General features: G+C 57.2%; 15 protein-coding genes. 7 read left to right on the top strand and 8 right to left on the bottom strand.

Annotated features, from left to right (window positions below; genetic code table 11):
- Positions 1-80 precede the first annotated feature (80 nt).
- From QOL84_RS24990 to QOL84_RS24970, 5 genes are all read right to left on the bottom strand, one after another.
- Positions 81-476, bottom strand: a complete 396-nt coding sequence (locus QOL84_RS24990; RefSeq protein ID WP_283438926.1) for a GtrA family protein — start codon at positions 474-476, stop codon at positions 81-83.
- Entirely contained in the window at positions 473-1,429 is a 957-nt protein-coding gene (locus QOL84_RS24985) for a WxcM-like domain-containing protein (protein ID WP_283438925.1), read from the bottom strand. The genes QOL84_RS24990 and QOL84_RS24985 overlap by 4 nt, the downstream gene beginning before the upstream one ends.
- On the bottom strand, positions 1,426-2,361 hold the full coding sequence (locus tag QOL84_RS24980) for a glycosyltransferase family 2 protein (protein ID WP_186567835.1): 936 nt from the start codon (positions 2,359-2,361) through the stop codon (positions 1,426-1,428). The genes QOL84_RS24985 and QOL84_RS24980 overlap by 4 nt, the downstream gene beginning before the upstream one ends.
- A 1-nt stretch (position 2,362) precedes the next feature.
- Positions 2,363-3,472 (bottom strand): DegT/DnrJ/EryC1/StrS family aminotransferase, encoded by a 1,110-nt coding sequence (locus QOL84_RS24975; protein ID WP_283438924.1) that lies wholly within the window; start codon positions 3,470-3,472, stop codon positions 2,363-2,365.
- Between the two features lie 203 nt (positions 3,473-3,675).
- Entirely contained in the window at positions 3,676-5,820 is a 2,145-nt protein-coding gene (locus QOL84_RS24970; protein WP_283438923.1) for a glucosyltransferase domain-containing protein, read from the bottom strand.
- Positions 5,821-6,176: 356 nt separating this feature from the next.
- Here QOL84_RS24970 and QOL84_RS24965 point away from each other — a divergent pair, with 356 nt between their 5' ends.
- The 4 genes from QOL84_RS24965 to fabF all read left to right on the top strand — a co-directional run bounded on the left by QOL84_RS24965 (position 6,177) and on the right by fabF (position 10,933).
- Positions 6,177-8,171 (top strand): polysaccharide biosynthesis protein, encoded by a 1,995-nt coding sequence (locus tag QOL84_RS24965; protein ID WP_283438922.1) that lies wholly within the window; start codon positions 6,177-6,179, stop codon positions 8,169-8,171.
- 111 nt (positions 8,172-8,282) lie between these two features.
- Entirely contained in the window at positions 8,283-8,618 is a 336-nt protein-coding gene (locus tag QOL84_RS24960; RefSeq protein ID WP_283438921.1) for a ComEA family DNA-binding protein, read from the top strand.
- Positions 8,619-8,832: 214 nt separating this feature from the next.
- Positions 8,833-9,627, top strand: coding sequence for an SDR family NAD(P)-dependent oxidoreductase (locus tag QOL84_RS24955; protein WP_283438920.1), 795 nt, complete (start codon positions 8,833-8,835; stop codon positions 9,625-9,627).
- A 31-nt stretch (positions 9,628-9,658) separates the two neighbouring features.
- Positions 9,659-10,933, top strand: coding sequence for a beta-ketoacyl-ACP synthase II (fabF, locus tag QOL84_RS24950; RefSeq protein WP_283438919.1), 1,275 nt, complete (start codon positions 9,659-9,661; stop codon positions 10,931-10,933).
- Here the strand turns inward: fabF and QOL84_RS24945 are convergent.
- The 3 genes from QOL84_RS24945 to eat form a co-directional block, all read right to left on the bottom strand.
- Complete coding sequence (locus tag QOL84_RS24945) at positions 10,930-11,487, bottom strand: TetR/AcrR family transcriptional regulator (protein ID WP_129394935.1); 558 nt, start codon at positions 11,485-11,487, stop codon at positions 10,930-10,932. The two genes, fabF and QOL84_RS24945, sit on opposite strands and share 4 nt — an antisense overlap.
- A gap of 137 nt (positions 11,488-11,624) precedes the next feature.
- Positions 11,625-11,792 carry a DUF2897 family protein gene (locus QOL84_RS24940; RefSeq protein WP_080896048.1) on the bottom strand — a complete coding sequence of 56 codons (168 nt, stop codon included), beginning with the start codon at positions 11,790-11,792 and terminating at the stop codon, positions 11,625-11,627.
- 216 nt (positions 11,793-12,008) lie between these two features.
- Positions 12,009-13,373 (bottom strand): ethanolamine permease, encoded by a 1,365-nt coding sequence (gene eat / locus QOL84_RS24935; protein WP_283438918.1) that lies wholly within the window; start codon positions 13,371-13,373, stop codon positions 12,009-12,011.
- A 424-nt stretch (positions 13,374-13,797) separates the two neighbouring features.
- Between eat and kdpF the strand changes: the two genes are divergently transcribed.
- The 3 genes from kdpF to kdpB are packed head-to-tail and all read left to right on the top strand — an operon-like array spanning position 13,798 to position 17,672.
- Complete coding sequence (gene kdpF, locus QOL84_RS24930; RefSeq protein ID WP_007899818.1) at positions 13,798-13,887, top strand: K(+)-transporting ATPase subunit F; 90 nt, start codon at positions 13,798-13,800, stop codon at positions 13,885-13,887.
- A gap of 8 nt (positions 13,888-13,895) precedes the next feature.
- Positions 13,896-15,590: a potassium-transporting ATPase subunit KdpA gene (gene kdpA, locus QOL84_RS24925; RefSeq protein WP_283438917.1), complete on the top strand. Its 1,695-nt coding sequence runs from the start codon at positions 13,896-13,898 to the stop codon at positions 15,588-15,590.
- 24 nt (positions 15,591-15,614) lie between these two features.
- Positions 15,615-17,672: a potassium-transporting ATPase subunit KdpB gene (gene kdpB / locus QOL84_RS24920; RefSeq protein WP_283438916.1), complete on the top strand. Its 2,058-nt coding sequence runs from the start codon at positions 15,615-15,617 to the stop codon at positions 17,670-17,672.
- Positions 17,673-17,790: the final 118 nt, after the last annotated feature.

The raw sequence follows: 17,790 nt of genomic DNA, 5'->3' as shown, positions 1-17,790 counted from the left end.
AAAAAAACCCGGCTTGCCGGGTTTTTTTATGCCTGCAGGTCGTCAAAAAAACTGTTCAGGCTGGATGTCTACGGGGCTGTTCAATGCGCTGGCGTTTTACCCTTCACAAACACCAACTTGCTCAGCACAAAGGTCAGCGGCAGCGTCAGTGCAATGGCTGCGAGTGGCGCCAGATATTCGGGAAGTGACAGCTTCTTGACCCACAGCCAGACAATAATAACGCCCAGGACGTACTGCGCCAAATAGACAAAAGGGAACAACAGGGCTGACTTCATCCCTTGGTGTTCTTTGAATACGAAGAAACGGCTGAGCATGAACGCCAGAAAGATTCCGCAGACGTAGCTGATTGAGTAACTCCAGATATAAGGCAGGAAACTCAATAAAATCAGGTACAGAACGTAGGTCAGTGCAGTGTTGAGTCCTCCGGTCAGAAGAAACCGGACAAACTTGATCTCCAGCAGTTTTTTCAGATTCATTCTGGCGAAACTGCCTGCTGCTTCTTCTCGATCAGGAACTGATCGTAGTCACGGATATAGTCGTCGGCCATGTAGTGTTCCGAGGCGAACACCAGCAGGACGGCGTCCGCCGAATACTTGTACTGAATGCCCCAGGTCATCGCTGGCAGGAACAGGCCCAGCGTGTGGTTGTCCAGAACGAACTCCTGGCGATGCTTACCGTTGTCGGCAACGACATGTACTGTGCCTTTAACCGCTACCAGAAACTGGTGGCATTCGCGGTGAGCGTGCTCGCCACGGGTTTCTGCCGTTGGAACGTTGGTTACCAGAAAGTAACGTTTCACTTCGAACGGCACATCTTTACCGCATTCGCCGACACTCAGGCTGCCGCGCATATCGACGGCTTCCATCATGCGGTGCAGCGTGACGCCGCAAGGGTAGACATCCGATTTGCCGACCTTGACCGGATTTTCCACCAATGCACCATCGGTAGGCTTGGCATCGACGTAGCCGATGATTTTTGCCGGGTTGCCGACCACGATGGCATTGGGTGGAACCGATTTGGTGACCACTGCGCCTGCGCCGATCATTGCCGAAGTGCCAACGATGATGCCCGGCAGAATCGTTGAGTTGGCGCCCAGAGAGGCACCTTTACGAATAATGGTTCGGGAGAATGCTTCTGGATAGACCTTGCTGCGCGGGAACTTGTCGTTGGTGAATGTGACATTCGGTCCAACGAAAACATCGTCCTCAATGGTGATGCCGTCCCAGACCTGCACGCCGCATTTCAGTGTCACGCGGTCACCGATGATGACGTCGTTCTCGACGAACACGTTGTCGCAGATATTGCATTCGGCGCCGATCCGAGCGTTCGGCAGCACATGGGCAAACGCCCAGACCCTCGAGCCGGCGCCAATAGTGGACGATTCACAAATCGCACGGTCGTGAACGAAAAAATCCCGCGAATCACTCATTTATTGGCTCCAAACTCAGAAACTTTCATAGGGATCGCCAGTGGGCGCCCTTTGGTATTTTCATAGGTGCGCCAGGCATACGAACCGATCACGCCCAGTCCCAGCAGATTCAGGCTGCCCAGCAGCGTGATGGTGAACAAGGTCATCGCGTATCCGGGCACGTCAATAAGGCCACCCAGCTTGGCCAGCACGACACTGAATCCATAGAGTGCAGAAAGCGCCGACCCCACGGCCCCGATCCGGATCAATAACCGGATCGGCAGGTCGGTAAACGAGAAGACGCTATCCATCAGGTAATTGACCTTCTTGCGCAGCGTCCAGGCCGATTTCCCGTGCTCTCTGGCCACCCGGGAATAGTGGACGATCTGACGGCGGAAGCCGAGCCAGAAAATCTGGGCGATCAGCGAACTATGCCGCTCTTCAAGCTTCAACAGATTGTCGCGAAACTCCAGATTGCAGCCGAACATATCGACGCCGCCGGCCGGCATTTCCGGAATCACGTAGCGCTTATAAAGTCCCCAGAATGTTTTCGAAGCGAGCTTTGACAGGAACGGATCCTGACGGCTTTCTCGCACGCCTACGACAACATCCACTGGTTCGGTATTCAGCACTCGATTCATGGTCAGAACCAGGCTAGGTGGTTCCTGCAGGTCGGCAGCCATGACAGCGAACGTCGTGCCTTTACCGTGCTGCAGGCCGGTTCTGATCGCCATGAAAGAGCCGAAGTTCTTCGACAATAGAATCAGCTGCGACGCGAAATTTTGCAGTGGCAGGCTGTCGCGCAGAATCTCATACGAGCGATCCGGGCTGCCATCTACAACGAACACCACTTCCAGTGCTCCGTGAAGCTCGACATTCAAGTTGTCGACAGCCTTCAACAGTGAAGGGAGTGATTCTTCGTTGCGATAGACCGGAATGACGAGCGACAGCACGTTAAGTCCTCTGTTTGAAGTAGCTGTTGACCACTTCAATGACGCGGTTTACCTGAGATTCTGTCAGCCCTGGGAAGCAAGGCAGGGACACGAGGCGAGAGCACGCCGACTCGGTAACCGGCAGGTCGAATTGCTCGGTCAACGTGTAGGCCGTCTGCCAATGATCGGGTACCGGGTAATGAACATCGGTGCTGACGCCGTGCTCTTTCAGGTACTGGGTAAAGGCCTCTCTGTCCGCTACACGCAAGACGAACAAGTGCGCAACAAAATCGTTTTCCAGGCTGACCGGAAGTGTTACCGGCAGGCCTTTGAGCCCCTGGGTATAACGGCGAGCGATATGCCGGCGTTGTTCATTCCATTGGTCCAGCAGAGGCAACTTGACGCGAAGAATCGCAGCCTGCATTTCATCGAGACGGCTGTTGCGGCCAAGGGCTGTGGTGACGTGATACTTGGTCGACCAGCCGTACTGGCGCAGCGTACGTAAGCGTTCGGCAATTTCGACGGAGGACGTGACGATTGCCCCGCCATCGCCCAAAGCCCCGAGATTTTTTGTCGGATAAAAGCTGAAGCAGGCCAGATCGCCGAAGGAGCCACATTGGCCGCCGGATGATCTTGCGCCGTGAGATTGAGCGCAATCTTCCAGCACCGCCGCACCTGCCACCTTCGCCATTTGGGCAAGCGTTTCGATTTCAGCCAGTTGACCATAAAGGTGAGTGACGATCACGACTTTGGCCGGCCGGGACAGCGCTTTTTCCAGAGAAGCGGGGCACATGGTCAGCGAATGTTCGTTTACATCGACATACACCGGCTCGGCGCCCACGGCGCGAATGGCCGTGCTGCTGTAGAAACCGGCATTGGCCACGGTAATGACACGATCACCCGGGCCTACGCCAAGCGCAAGTAAAGCGATCTCCAATGCTTCGGAGCCATTCGCGACGGAGATGCAATGCTCAACGCCTACATAGTCGGAAAATTCGCGCTCAAAGGCTTTGACCTCCTCGCCCATGATGTACCAGTGTCGATTGACTACCCGCATCAGGGGTTCGGAGAAGTCGATGCCTGCGTTCGCCGCGGCTGCAGAAAACAACGGAACGGTTTGATTCACTTCCATGATTTATCCAGAAATATATGGCGGAGCACTTGATGATGGGCGAAATGTTACTACAGATGTTGCCGCGCATGTCGGGCCAATCCACGTCGTTCGTAGGTAGCGCGCAATGACTCAAAGTGCCTGTTGTTCAACGTAATGAGGTGCATATTCTGTTGCCCGGAATGGAGCTCCAGGGAGCTCCGCTCGCGAAGGACGTTGATCGCCTATTGATATTGCGCGTGGGTCGGATCGGGTTTCTCTGAAAGCTTGATCAGGTAGACACCGTTATCCAGGCGAACAGAACCAGGCGCGGGCCAGACCGGCATATCCTTGAACTTCGGCGTGAGCCCTATACGAATTGTCGGGTGGAGTGTGAACACGTTGCTGAAACCGACCAGCTGCATATATTTGAGCATTCGGTTGGCGTTGCCTTCATCCCAGTCGAAGAACGAAGCGCTCATCGTTGAAGAGTCGGGAGATGGATATCGGCTACTGAAGGAAAACTTGCCATATATATCAACCGGTGCCCGAGCTTCTCGATCGAAATGAGGGTCGACCTCTGCTATCCGAGCATAGATGGCTTCTGCCGTAAGGCGGTCGTGGGTGGTCGCCAGAATGGTGCTGGCAGCATACTGACTGTTGATGGTTACCATCTGGAAGATCAGCACTGAAACCAGAATGAGGCCCAAGGCCTGGAGAGCACCTCGTTTTTCAAGAATGACCATGACGCTGAGCCACGTGATGAAAGACACTGCCAGCATGGAGCGCATCGGAAGAAACGAACCCCCGGTGACAAAATGCAGCAGGAAAGGCGAGAGTAGCAGGGCGCCTATAAACAGCATCATGCGAGCGGAGGATATCAGCGTTTTTTGCGTAATCAGAAGCAGTGTGGCGATGCCAAGGACCACCGTGGAAATGAAGAAACTGACGCCGAAGCTCTGCACCGATCCCGTATAGATCTTGAACATCTCATTAACGGTCAGCTTTGTGATCTGCAAAGGATTTGCGAGTAGCTCATCAATTTTCAGGAAACTGTCCAGATAACCGTAATTCACCGGGTAAAAGTGCTTCGCGACCTTGTTGAAGAACGCATATAAAATCAAACCGCTCAGGAAAACAGTTACCAGCGCAGCAATCCTTTTAACAAGCACCAGCAAAGCAGTAGGTGGTTCGTTAATCTTGTCTCGGGCCGCAAATATGACGCTACCGATTGCGACCACCAGATAAAACATTGCCAGCGACTGATAGGCGCCAATAGCCAGTGAGAGAAAGAAGCTGGCGCTGGCGAACTGGAGTATCTGGCCTCGATACAATCGAGCGGAAATATTTATACGAGATGTGATGTATACGGCGATGGATAAGCACAATACCCCAAGGCCGGTTGATGGCAAGTTTGAATAGAACTCGCCAATGAACCACCAGATTGGGTGTGCGACAAATGCACAGTAGGCGAACGTTGTGATCCAGCTGAACTTTAGGTTATGTGCACGTAATATCACCATGTATGACAAGGCGAGGCAGATATAAAAAAACAGGTTCGGAGCAAATGGCAAGACCGGCAATGGGAAAATAAACTTTTCTACCAGGAACGCAGTCCATCGTCCGTCCGAAATCCAGACTGAAGGATCTGTGCGAAAGGCACCCACCTCGTCATCCACTGACAGGAAGAACTGGCTCATGGGAATAAGATTCAGAAAAATCCCCGCGCCCAGCAGCGCTGAAAACTCGGTTGGCGAGAAACCGTCTTTTTTTAGCGCGCCTTTCAATCGTGCGATCCAGCCGCTTTCCCGTTGGGTATAGTCAAGAATGGCCGCGTGCCAGTTGATCCATATGACGATCGCCAGTGCAATCAATGCCGCCAAGGTAATAGCCATGCCAACTCTTACTTTGTCGAGATGCGCACTGTCTATGTGAATGGAGATCTGGGGGTCCGTTGAACCAGCTGGTGCAATAAAGAAAGTACGGTTGTTGCGAATGCCCTTTTGAAGTTGAAACGATGGATTTACATTTTCCATCGACACCACGGAGTGGTAGACCAGCAAGTTAATACTCACCGATGTCAGGTAGAAATCCCCTGCTTTTTCGAGTGGGTCCCATCGCAGGTCATCGTCATAGACTGGCAGACTGAACTGAAACGCTGTTCGGGAAGAGTCGAGTTTTGTATAGGAGGAGTTTTGCTCGGTATAAGGTGAAAGTCTTTTGTAGAATAACTGTGATTTTTCAGCAGGGAATTCAAGAGTTTCGATTTTCAGCGTCGGCGTTAATATTGGACTTTTGAGTAGTAACCACGTTAGAGCCAGTGTCAGGATGACGACCAGGGCTGTCCATTTTGTAAGTGTCTTTACCTTTATCCTGAACCCGGTGTGCATAACGTGTGCTCACTTCCCTATACTTTCTGATTGTTGATTTCTTTGGCGCGTAAGACGGGGAACTCAGTTTGCAGAGCTACCCAACGGCTCGCACAGGCCAGGAGCCGGTCGCAAACGCGCCCGAGAGTATACTCGCTCACCTGACCAGTCGCAGTAACACGTGGCGGGCAGTGGATAAAATTTTCCCGGCTGAACGGAAAAGTCGCTGCTAGGGTCTGAGTAATTGACGCAAATTACATGCTTCGACAGTTGCTGCGCTTGGCCAGTTCTTTTTTCTGTAACGAAAGCCCTCACCTCCGTACAATGTCAACCGCCGATTCAACCCAAGGGAGTAGGCCAGATTGGTACAGGGGAGTATGAACAGAATGCGCGAATTCTTGCTGGGATTGCCACGTCGCCAGAAACGATTGATTCAGGTTTTGACCGATGTCGGCCTCGTCTGGCTGGCGCTGTGGCTGGCGTTCATCGTCCGGCTGGGCATCGACGAGATGGTCAATCCGTTCAAAGTGCACCTGTGGCTGTTCGTCTGCGCTCCCATCGTTGCCATCCCGCTGTTCATCCGGTTTGGCATGTACCGGGCAGTCATGCGCTATTTCGGCAACGACGCACTGGTGGTGATCATCAAGGCGGTCAGCTTGTCTTCGTTGATCCTGGCGCTGGTCGTGTACTGGTACAGCAATCACGAAGCGGTCGTACCGCGCTCGATCATTTTCAATTACTGGTGGCTGAGCCTGGTGATCATCGGCGGCCTGCGCCTGTGCATGCGCCATTACTTCATGGGCGACTGGTTCACCGCAGCCCAGCATGTACCGTTCACCAATCGTGACGACGGCCTGACCAAAGTTGCTGTTTATGGCGCGGGTGTCGCAGGTAATCAGTTGGTGGCAGCGCTTCGTATGGGCCGGGTCATGCGCCCGGTAGCCTTTATCGATGATGACCCGGGCATCTCGGATCGCTCGATTTCCGGGCTTCAGGTCTACAAACCCAAACACATTCAGCAGATGATCGACATGACCGGCGCGCAGGAGATTCTCCTCGCGCTACCGTCCTCGACGCGTGCGCGACGCCGGGAAATCCTCAATCTGCTTGAAGGTTTTCCACTGCACGTGCGCAGTGTTCCCAATTTCACTGACCTGGCCAGCGGCCGCGTGAAGGTCGAAGACATCCAGGAAGTCGATATTGCCGACCTGCTTGGGCGTGACGCGGTGCCGGCCCAGCCTGATCTGCTGGAGCGCTGCATCAAAGGCAAGATTGTCATGGTCACCGGTGCCGGCGGGTCGATCGGTTCCGAACTGTGCCGGCAGATCTTTTCCCTGGAGCCGACCACGCTGTTGTTGTTCGAGCACAGCGAGTTCAACCTTTACAGTATCCTTTCGGAGCTGGAACAGCGTAGCTGTCGTGAATCGGTCCCCGTCAAGCTGCTGCCGATCCTCGGTTCGATCCGTCATCCGGACAAACTGCTCGACGTGATGAAAACGTGGAAGGTCGATACGGTCTACCATGCCGCCGCTTATAAACATGTGCCGATGGTCGAGCACAATATCGCTGAAGGTGTACTCAATAACGTCATTGGCACGCTCAATACTGCCCAGGCGGCATTGCAGTCTGGCGTGTCAAACTTCGTGTTGATTTCAACCGACAAGGCCGTGCGCCCGACCAACGTCATGGGCAGTACCAAGCGTCTGGCCGAGTTGACCCTTCAGGCGTTGAGCCGTGAGATTGCCCCGGTATTGTTTGGCGACAGTTCCAACGTCTCCCGAGTCAACAAGACGCGATTCACCATGGTGCGTTTCGGTAACGTACTGGGTTCGTCCGGTTCGGTGATTCCGCTGTTTCACAGTCAGATCAAATCAGGCGGCCCGCTGACAGTCACTCACCCCAAGATCACCCGCTACTTCATGACCATCCCTGAAGCTGCGCAACTGGTGATCCAGGCCGGTTCGATGGGGCAGGGAGGTGATGTCTTTGTTCTGGATATGGGCGAGCCGGTCAAAATCGTCGAACTGGCGGAGAAAATGATTCATCTCTCCGGTTTGAGCATTCGTTCGGATCGCAATCCACAGGGTGATCTTGCCATTGAGTTCACGGGGCTGCGCCCTGGCGAAAAACTCTACGAGGAGCTGCTGATCGGCGACAACGTTGCAGCGACACCGCACCCGATGATCATGACCGCTAACGAAGATCACCTGCCTTGGGATGTGCTGAAGGCCAGGCTGAGCGAATTGCTGGTTGCGGTCGAAAAGGATGATTACTCCCGCGTCCGCCAACTCCTGCGTGAAACCGTCAGCGGCTACACCCCCGACGGCGAGATCGTTGACTGGATCTACCAGCAGCGCCGTCTCGAGCCCTGATTGTTTCACATCCTGTAACGTACGCATTTTTGACTTATGCCCATCGTGACCTAAGTTTGGGGAGCAGCTTCGGAAAAGCTGCTTTCTCAAATGATGATGGAGCGTCACTTTATGCGTACCGGTTACTTCTACTCGCTGATTTTTACCCTGCTCACCAGCGCCTCTATTACGGCGATTGCGGCGCCAGTTGCTACGCCGGAGCTGCCAAAGGCGCCTCTGGTGATGGAGGTGTCAGCCGCGTCCGCGAAGGAAAAAATCGATCTCAACGACGCAGACGCGCCGACCTTGCAGAAGGAGCTGTCCGGCGTAGGTGAGGCCAAGGCCAAGGCGATTGTTGCATATCGAGAAACAAACGGGCCGTTCGCGTCAGTGGATGAGTTGCTGGAAGTAAAGGGTATTGGCAAAGCGATTCTGGATCGCAATCGTGAAAAGCTGGAAGTGAACTAAGCTGGGTTTTCCAAGCCGTGAGGCCGGTCATTGACCGGCCTTTTTTGTTTCATCAGTACACGGACGGGCCACAAGGTTATGAACACGTTCGTCGGGTGATAAAAAATTACGGCTATCATATCCTGTTAAGATTATGCCTATAATAAATCGCCGCCTCTGATCGCGTGTTGCCTCAGTGGGCCTTTTCATTTCGAGCATTTTCAGGAGTACTGGCATGAATTCCGCAAAACACCAAGGCGTAGCTCTCGTCACTGGCGCTTCATCCGGCATCGGTGCGATTTACGCCGAGCGGCTGGCAGCACGCGGTTTCGATTTGCTGTTGGTTGCCCGAGATCAGGAACGTCTGGAGATCGCCGCGACCAAATTACGCGATGCGCATGGCATTCAGGTTGAGGTGCTCAAAGCGGATCTCACGCAAAAGGACGACGTGCTGAAACTTGAACAACGCTTGCGCAGCGATTCGGGCATCAGTCTGCTGGTGAACAATGCCGGGGTTGCCGCTGACGGTCTGCTGGCCAATGCAGACCTCGATCAGTTGGAGCGCTTGATCCAGTTGAACATCACCGCTGTCACGCGCCTGGCATCGGCGGCCGCCGCGAGTTTCACCAAGGCTGGACGTGGCGCGATCATCAATATCGCTTCGGTGGTGGCGCTGTTTCCCGAGCGCTTCAATGCAACCTATAGCGCCAGCAAGGCCTATGTGCTGAGCCTGAGCCAATCGCTGAATGCCGAACTTGAAGGCACCGGCGTTCAAGTCCAGGCGGTATTGCCCGGCGTAACTCGCACTGAAATCTGGGAGCGTTCCGGGATCGATGCCAGTGGCATTCCGGCCGCGATGGTCATGGAAGCTGGCGAGATGGTCGACGCGGCACTGGCCGGTCTGGATCAGGGTGAGTTGATTACCATCCCGTCGTTGCCCGATGCCGGTGATTGGCAGGCGTTCGTTGCTGCGCGTCATGTCCTTGCGCCGAACCTTTCGCACAGTTCGGCAGCCCAACGCTACAAGTAAGGCCATTCAATTGATCAGGGGTAACCACGGTATGGATCAGCGTCGAGTTGTCGTCACAGGGATGGGCCTGGTTTCGCCGTTGGGCAGTGATGTCGAAATCGTCTGGCAGCGATTGCTGGCCGGACGCTCGGGTCTGCGTAATTTGCCCGATGCAGTGGTCGCCGACTTGCCGACCCGCGTTGGCGGCAGAGTTTTGACCCTTGAGGAGGATGCCGAGGCGGGATTCGATCCGGACCGCGCCACGCCACCAAAAGAACAGAAGAAAATGGACCGCTTCATTCAGTTCGCCATGGAGGCCGCCCGCCAGGCACTGGAGCAGGCGGGGTGGCATCCGACCGAGAGCGTCGATCAGGAACGCACCGCGACCATCATCGGCTCCGGTGTCGGCGGCTTCGGCGCCATTGCCGACGCCGTGCGCACCACCGATAGCCGTGGCCCGCGACGTTTGTCGCCATTCACCATTCCGTCGTTTCTGGTCAATCTGGCGGCCGGCCACGTGTCGATCCAGCACGGCTTGAAAGGTCCCTTGGGCGCGCCGGTGACGGCTTGTGCTGCCGGGGTTCAGGCGATTGGTGATGCGGCACGCCTGATTCGCGCCGGTGAGGCGGATATTGCCGTGTGCGGAGGGGCGGAAGCGGCGATTGATCGGGTCAGCCTTGCCGGGTTTGCTGCTGCCCGTGCATTGTCCAGTGGCTACAACGACACTCCCGAGCGCGCATCACGTCCCTTTGACAGCGGTCGCGATGGCTTCGTAATGGGCGAGGGCGCCGGCCTGCTGGTGATCGAATCTCTGGAACATGCCTTGGCTCGTGGCGCTCAGCCTTTGGCCGAGCTGGTCGGTTATGGCACCAGTGCCGACGCTTATCACCTGACCGCCGGGCCGGAAGACGGTAGCGGCGCGCGCAGGGCAATGACTTTGGCGTTGGCGCAGGCCGGAGTAACCCCGGATCAGGTCCAGCATCTTAATGCTCATGCCACTTCCACCCCGGTCGGCGATCTTGGCGAATTGGCGGCGATCAAGTCGCTCTTTGGCACCGAGAAGAAAGTTGCCGTGACCTCGACCAAATCGTCCACGGGGCACTTGCTGGGCGCGGCGGGTGGGCTCGAGGCGATCTTCACGTTATTGGCGATTCGCGATCAGGTGGTTCCACCAACACTCAACTTCGAGAACCCTGATCCGGCGAGCGAAGGCGTAGACATCGTCCATGGGCAAGCGCGGTCGATGCCGATCGAATATGCATTGTCCAACGGCTTCGGTTTTGGCGGGGTGAATGCCAGCGTGCTGTTCAAGCGCTGGCAGGCTTAACCTTCGGACTGTTTGAGGTGTTCGCGGGCGACATCGAGAATGCGTTGCGCAAAATCGGCATCCGCGACACTGCGTGACAGCAGCAGCGCGCCAACCAGTGTCGACATGATGACAATGGCACGGTCAGCGCTGTTTTCGCCGCTCAGGGTTTCCTCTATCTGCTCCAGCCGCGCATTGAGAATTTTGTCGCTGGTGGGACTTGCCTGACCACGCAAGCCAAGTTCAGAGGAAATGGTCAACAGCGGGCATCCCTCATGGGGCGACGTCAGGTGCCATTCAGACAGGTAGGTTTCGATGAATGCTTCGCGAGGGTGTTCCTGAGAAAACAGTTCAGCGCATAGACCATCGACCTGATCGCCTGCCTCCTGCAAAGCCTTCTCGACCAACTCGTCCTTGGACTTGAAGTGCGAATAGAAGCCGCCATGGGTCAACCCCAGTGCTTTCATCAACGGCTGCAAGCCAGTCGCGCCGATGCCGTCCTTGCGGAATCGTGCCGAGGCTTCCTTGATGATGCGCTGATGGGTCTGGGCTTTATGGTCCTGCGAGTAACGCATGTGGAACTCTCCGCAACAATGCCACCATCTTAACCAAGGAAAATTAAATGGTGACTGTACTTCTACTTCTAAAAAGCATGCAGATAAGTCCGAAAGGAACCCGAACGAAAAACCCCGCCAATCAGGCGGGGTTTTTGTCAGCGGTCTTGCGCTTCTTTGGCGTCCGCTTCGGCATTGCGGGCGGCGACGCGTTTACGTTCTTCATCGGTCAGTTCGACCTTATTGGCGGTGTCACGCAACATCATCAAACCGCCGACGATCGAGCCGATTGCAACGACCAGAATCAACCAGGCATACCAGGGCATAACGGCTCTCCTTAATGTCAGCGTGACGGACGAGGATTTCGCCGTGCAACGCTGCTTACCACTTTTGAGCGAAGTGACTTCGCAGTGGTTCCATTCTAGGCCGGTTATCCCTGCTGCACCCGAAATCCCTGTAGGAGCCGCGGCACGCTGCGATCTTTTGATCTTTTGGCAAAGTAAAGTCGAAAGATCGCAGCGTGCCGCAGCCCCTACAGGGGATCACTGGCCCGTGAGCATGGCGTCGGCCGGGGCATTGGCGCGCAACTGGCCGGTAAGCAGGAAGTAGGTAAAACCGACGGCCATGAATCCGAGGAAGATCAAGCCGATCAGCGCGTTGAACCACGCCATGGCGATCAGGCACACCACTGCCAGCACCAGCGCGATCAGCGGGATCAACGGATAGCACGGCGCGCGGAAAGTACGTTCCAGGTTCGGTTCCGACTTACGCAGTTTGAACAGGCTGAGCATGCTCATGATGTACATCACGATCGCGCCGAACACCGCCATGGTGATCATCGCGGCGGTGAGGGTCATGCCGCCGAGGTTGATCAGGCCGTCGCTGTAGATCGCCGCGATGCCGATGATGCCGCCGGCGATGATCGCGCGGTGCGGGGTCTGGAAGCGCGAGAGTTTCGCCAGTGAGGTAGGCAGGTAACCGGCGCGGGCCAGGGCGAAGAACTGCCGCGAGTAGCCGAGGATGATCCCGTGGAAACTGGCGACCAGGCCGAACAAGCCGATCCAGACCAGCATGTGCAGCCAGCCGGAGTTGTCGCCGACCACGGTTTTCATTGCCTGCGGCAGTGGGTCGTTGATGTTGGCCAGGGTGCGCCAGTCGCCGACGCCGCCAGCAAAGAACATCACGCCCATCGCCAGTAACACCAACGTCAGGATGCCACTGATGTAAGCCTTGGGAATCGTGCGTTTCGGATCCTTGGCTTCTTCGGCGGCCATCGCGGCGCCTTCGATGGCGAGAAAGAACCAGATCGCGAACGGGATCGCGGCGAACATCCCGGCAATTGCCGGCGCACCGAAAACATCCGAGCCAGCCCAGCCATTGAGGGCGAAGTTGCTGAAGCTGAAGGCCGGGGCGACCACGCCCATGAACACCAGCAACTCGGCAACGGCTAGCACGCAGACGATCAGCTCGAAGGTCGCCGCCAGCTTCACGCCAAGAATATTCAACCCCATGAACACGATGTACGCACCGACCGCTGCGTGTTTCGGATCGAGCGCCGGAAACTGCACATTCAGGTAAGCGCCAATCGCCAGCGCAATTGCCGGTGGCGCGAAGACGAACTCGATCAGCGTCGCTAGCCCGGCGATCAATCCACCTTTCTCGCCGAACGCACGGCGGCTGTAGGCAAACGGTCCGCCCGCATGGGGAATCGCGGTAGTGAGTTCGGTAAAGCTGAAAATGAAGCAGGTGTACATGGTCGCGACCATGAACGAAGTCACCAGAAAACCTAATGTACCGGCCACGCCCCAGCCGTAACTCCAGCCGAAATACTCCCCGGAAATCACCAGCCCCACGGCAATGCCCCACAGGTGCAAAGTGCCCAGCGTGGGTTTGAGTTTTGTGTTCATGCGCTTGCTCCCTGAACGGTTTGGAAAGCTCGGGGGAGGGCGCGTGCAGTGGGCGTGCCATCGCGGTGAAACAAGTCGTAATGAGTTGAAAGCTGTCGTATCGGGGATGTTCGCGGCTGGGTGAGCGTTTTTTGTGCGCCAGTTGGGAGCAGCGGAGTCTGTTATGCCGCCTTCGCGGGCAAGCCCGCTCCCACAGGTTTTGGCGTCATCCGCAGAGTCTGATTCCAGCACGGAACCTGTGGGAGCCGGGCTTACCCGCGATGAGGCCCTGTCTGACGCTGCAAAACCTTGGTGTAACGCCCGTATAAACCCACTCTTTACGCTTTCTTTATGCCCCGCCGCACCCCTCGGTCTCGTTCCTTTACAGCCTCCTTTCCGACAATCACCCCACACGCGGCAATACGCCGTAACACGGAGATCTTCCATGAGCGTTCTGGACGGGGTGTCACTGCTGCTGGCAGTGGGGCTGTTCATTTATCTGTTGGTTGCGCTGTTGCGCGCGGATCGGAACTAGGAGCGGCTATGCACAGTTATGACTATTGGCTGATCCTCGCGTTTTTCGCGGTGGTCCTGCTGCCGGCGCCGCTGCTCGGGCGCTTCTACTACAAAGTGATGGAAGGTCAGCGCACCTGGCTGACACCGATTCTCGGCCCGGTCGAGCGCGGTTGTTACCGCGTTGCCGGGGTCGATCCGCAGGCTGAACAGAGCTGGCAGAAGTACACGCTGGCACTGCTGGCGTTCAACCTCGCCGGGTTCCTGCTGCTGTTCGCGATCCTGCTGTTCCAGGATCACTTGCCACTGAATCCGCAGAATCTGCCGGGCCAGGAATGGACCCAGGCGTTCAATACCGCGGTCAGTTTCATGACCAACACCAACTGGCAGTCCTACAGCGGCGAAGCGACCCTCAGCTATCTGAGCCAAATGGTCGGCCTCACCGTGCAGAACTTCGTCAGCGCCGCCACCGGCCTCGCCGTGCTGGTTGCGTTGTGTCGCGGTATCGGTCGCAAATCGACCAAGACGCTGGGCAACTTCTGGGTCGACATGACCCGCGCCACCCTCTACGGCTTGCTTCCGCTGTGCCTGCTGCTGGCGCTGTATCTAGTCTGGCAGGGCGTGCCGCAAACCTTCGCGCAGTATGTGAATGCGGTGACGATGCAGGGCGTTGATCAAGTGATTCCGCTGGGCCCGGCCGCGAGTCAGATTGCGATCAAGCAACTGGGCACCAACGGTGGCGGCTTCTTCGGCGTCAACTCGGCGCACCCGTTCGAGAACCCGACGGCGTGGAGCAACCTGTTCGAAGTCGCTTCGATCATCCTGATCCCGGTGGCGCTGGTGTTCACCTTCGGCCATTACGTCAAAGACCTGCGTCAGAGCCGCGCGATCATCGCCTGCATGCTGGCGCTGTTCCTGATCGGTGGCGCGACGTCGCTGTGGGCCGAGTACCAACCGAACCCGACCCTGAACAACGCCGCCGTCGAACAGACCGCGCCGCTGGAAGGCAAGGAAGCGCGCTTCGGCACCACCGCCACCGTGCTTTGGTCGGTGACCACCACGGCCGCGTCGAACGGTTCGGTCAACGGCATGCACGACAGCCTCAACCCGCTCAGTGGCATGGTCGCGCTGGTCAACATGATGGTCGGCGAAGTGATCTTCGGCGGCGTCGGTGCCGGGCTCTACGGCATGTTGCTCAACGTGCTGATCGCGGTGTTTCTCGCCGGCTTGATGATCGGCCGTACCCCGGAATACCTCGGCAAGAAACTCCAGGCGCGCGAAGTGCAATTGTTGGTGGTGACCTTGCTGGTGATGCCGGTCGGCGTGCTGGTGCTCGGTGCGATTGCTGCCACGGTTCCCAGTGCGGCAGCCACTATCAGCAACCCCGGCCCACACGGTTTCAGCCAGTTGCTTTACGCCTATACCTCGGCGAGTGCCAACAACGGTTCGGCGTTCGGTGGCCTGAGCGCGAACACGCCGTTCCACAACCTGATGCTCGGGCTGGGCATGTTGATCGGTCGCTTCGGCTACATCCTCCCGGTGCTGGCCCTGGCCGGTAGCCTGGCAATGAAGAAAACCGCACCGATCGGCCAGAACAGCTTCCCGACTCATGGCCCGCTGTTCGTGACCCTGTTGACCGTGACCATTTTGCTGGTCGGCGGCCTGACCTTTCTGCCGACCCTCGCATTGGGGCCAATCGCAGAGCATCTGAGTATGGGCTTCTAAGCCTTTCATTTTAGGAGCTGAATGATGAATATGCCCGCAATCAAACCGGCCGCCGTCAAAGCGCCGGAACAAGCGAAAACCGCGATTTCGGCCCTCTGGCGTCCGGCGCTGGTGCAAGCCTTCGTCAAGCTCGACCCTCGGCAGTTGAAACGTTCGCCGGTGATGCTGGTGGTCGAATTGACGGCGATTTTCACCACCGTGCTGTGCTTCATTCCCGACGCCGATGTGCCGACCTTTGTTGCTGCACAAATCGCACTGTGGCTGTGGTTCACCGTGCTGTTCGCCAACTTCGCCGAAGCCTTGGCTGAAGGTCGCGGCAAGGCTCGCGCCGATAGCCTCAAAGCTGGCAGCGAAGGCCTCAGTGCGCGGCGCAAACTGACCAATGGCAGCTTTCAAGTCGTGCCAGCGGCGAGCCTGCGCAAAGGTGATGTGGTGCGTGTCGAAGCGGGGGAGATGATCCCCGGTGACGGCGAAGTCATCGAAGGCATCGCCGCAGTCAACGAAGCGGCAATTACCGGTGAATCGGCGCCAGTGATTCGCGAGTCCGGCGGCGACCGTTCGGCGGTCACCGGCAACACGCGACTGGTGTCCGACTGGTTGCTGGTAAAAATCACCGTCAATCCCGGTGAGTCGACGCTGGATCGCATGATCGCCCTGGTCGAAGGCGCCAAACGCCAGAAAACCCCGAACGAAGTCGCGCTGGATATTCTGCTGATCGGCCTGACGTTGATCTTCCTGTTGGTCGTGGTGACCTTGCAACCGTTTGCCCATTTTGCCAACGGCAGCCTGCCGCTGGTGTTTCTGGTGGCGCTGCTGGTCACGCTGATTCCGACCACCATCGGCGGTCTGCTGTCGGCCATCGGCATTGCCGGCATGGACCGTCTGGTACGCCTCAACGTGATCGCCAAATCCGGTCGCGCCGTGGAAGCGGCGGGCGATGTGCATGTGCTGCTGCTCGACAAGACTGGCACCATCACCTTCGGTAACCGTCGTTGCAGCGCCGTGTATGCCGCGCCCGGTGTGAGTGGTCGCGATTTGGCCGAAGGTGCGCTGTTTGCTTCGCTGGCCGACGACACCGCTGAAGGCAAGTCCGTCGTCGAGTACCTGCGCGGTCTGCATCCGCAAGCGGAACCGGCGCTGGAAACCCTCACCGCCGTGCCGTTCAGCGCTGAAACCCGTTTGTCCGGCGTCGACTATCAGGGCCGGGTTTATCGCAAGGGCGCGGTGGATTCGCTGCTGGCCTTCCTTGGTCAGAAACGTGCCGATCTGGCCCCAGCGCTGGCGCGGGAAATCGACAAGATCGCGCAGAGTGGCGGCACGCCGTTGCTGGTCTGTGCCGACGGCAAATTGCTCGGTGCGATCCACCTCAAGGACGTGGTCAAGCCAGGTATTCGCGAGCGCTTTGCCGAGCTGCGCAAACTGGGGATTCGTACGGTAATGGTCACCGGCGACAACCCGCTGACCGCTGCGGCGATTGCTGCCGAAGCGGGGGTTGACGATGTGCTCGCCGAAGCCACGCCGGAGAAAAAACTCGCGCGCATTCGCCACGAGCAGAACGACGGTCGACTGGTCGCAATGTGCGGCGACGGTGCCAACGATGCTCCGGCGCTGGCCCAGGCTGACGTCGGCATGGCGATGAACGACGGCACACAAGCGGCGCGCGAAGCGGCGAACATGGTCGACCTCGACAGCGATCCGACCAAGCTGCTCGACGTGGTGCAGATCGGCAAGGAATTGCTGGTCACTCGCGGTGCCTTGACGACGTTCTCCATCGCCAACGACATCGCCAAATACTTCGCGATCCTGCCGGCGTTGTTCGCCTCGATCTATCCGCAACTGGGCGTGCTGAACATCATGCACCTGAGCAGTCCGCAGAGCGCGATCCTCTCGGCGATCGTCTTCAACGCCTTGATCATCGTCGTGCTGATTCCGCTGGCGCTGCGCGGTGTGCGCGTGCAGGCGGCGAGTGCGGCTGCGTTATTGCGGCGCAATTTGTTGATCTATGGGCTGGGCGGGATTCTGGTGCCGTTCGTGGGGATCAAGGCGATCGACATGTTGCTCACGGCTTTGCATTTGGTTTGAGTTTTAAGAGCCCCTCACCCTAGCCCTCTCCCGGAGGGAGAGGGGACTGACCGAGTGGTTTATCAGAGGTACGTCGACCTGAGCTATCGAGTCGAACTCAGGTCTCCAAAAGCACAAA

It is taken from the genome of Pseudomonas helmanticensis (genome assembly GCF_900182985.1).
In the GTDB taxonomy this organism is placed as follows: domain Bacteria; phylum Pseudomonadota; class Gammaproteobacteria; order Pseudomonadales; family Pseudomonadaceae; genus Aquipseudomonas; species Aquipseudomonas helmanticensis.
Note: the sequence above shows the minus strand (reverse complement) of the source record. Positions and strands in the feature narration are given on the sequence as shown.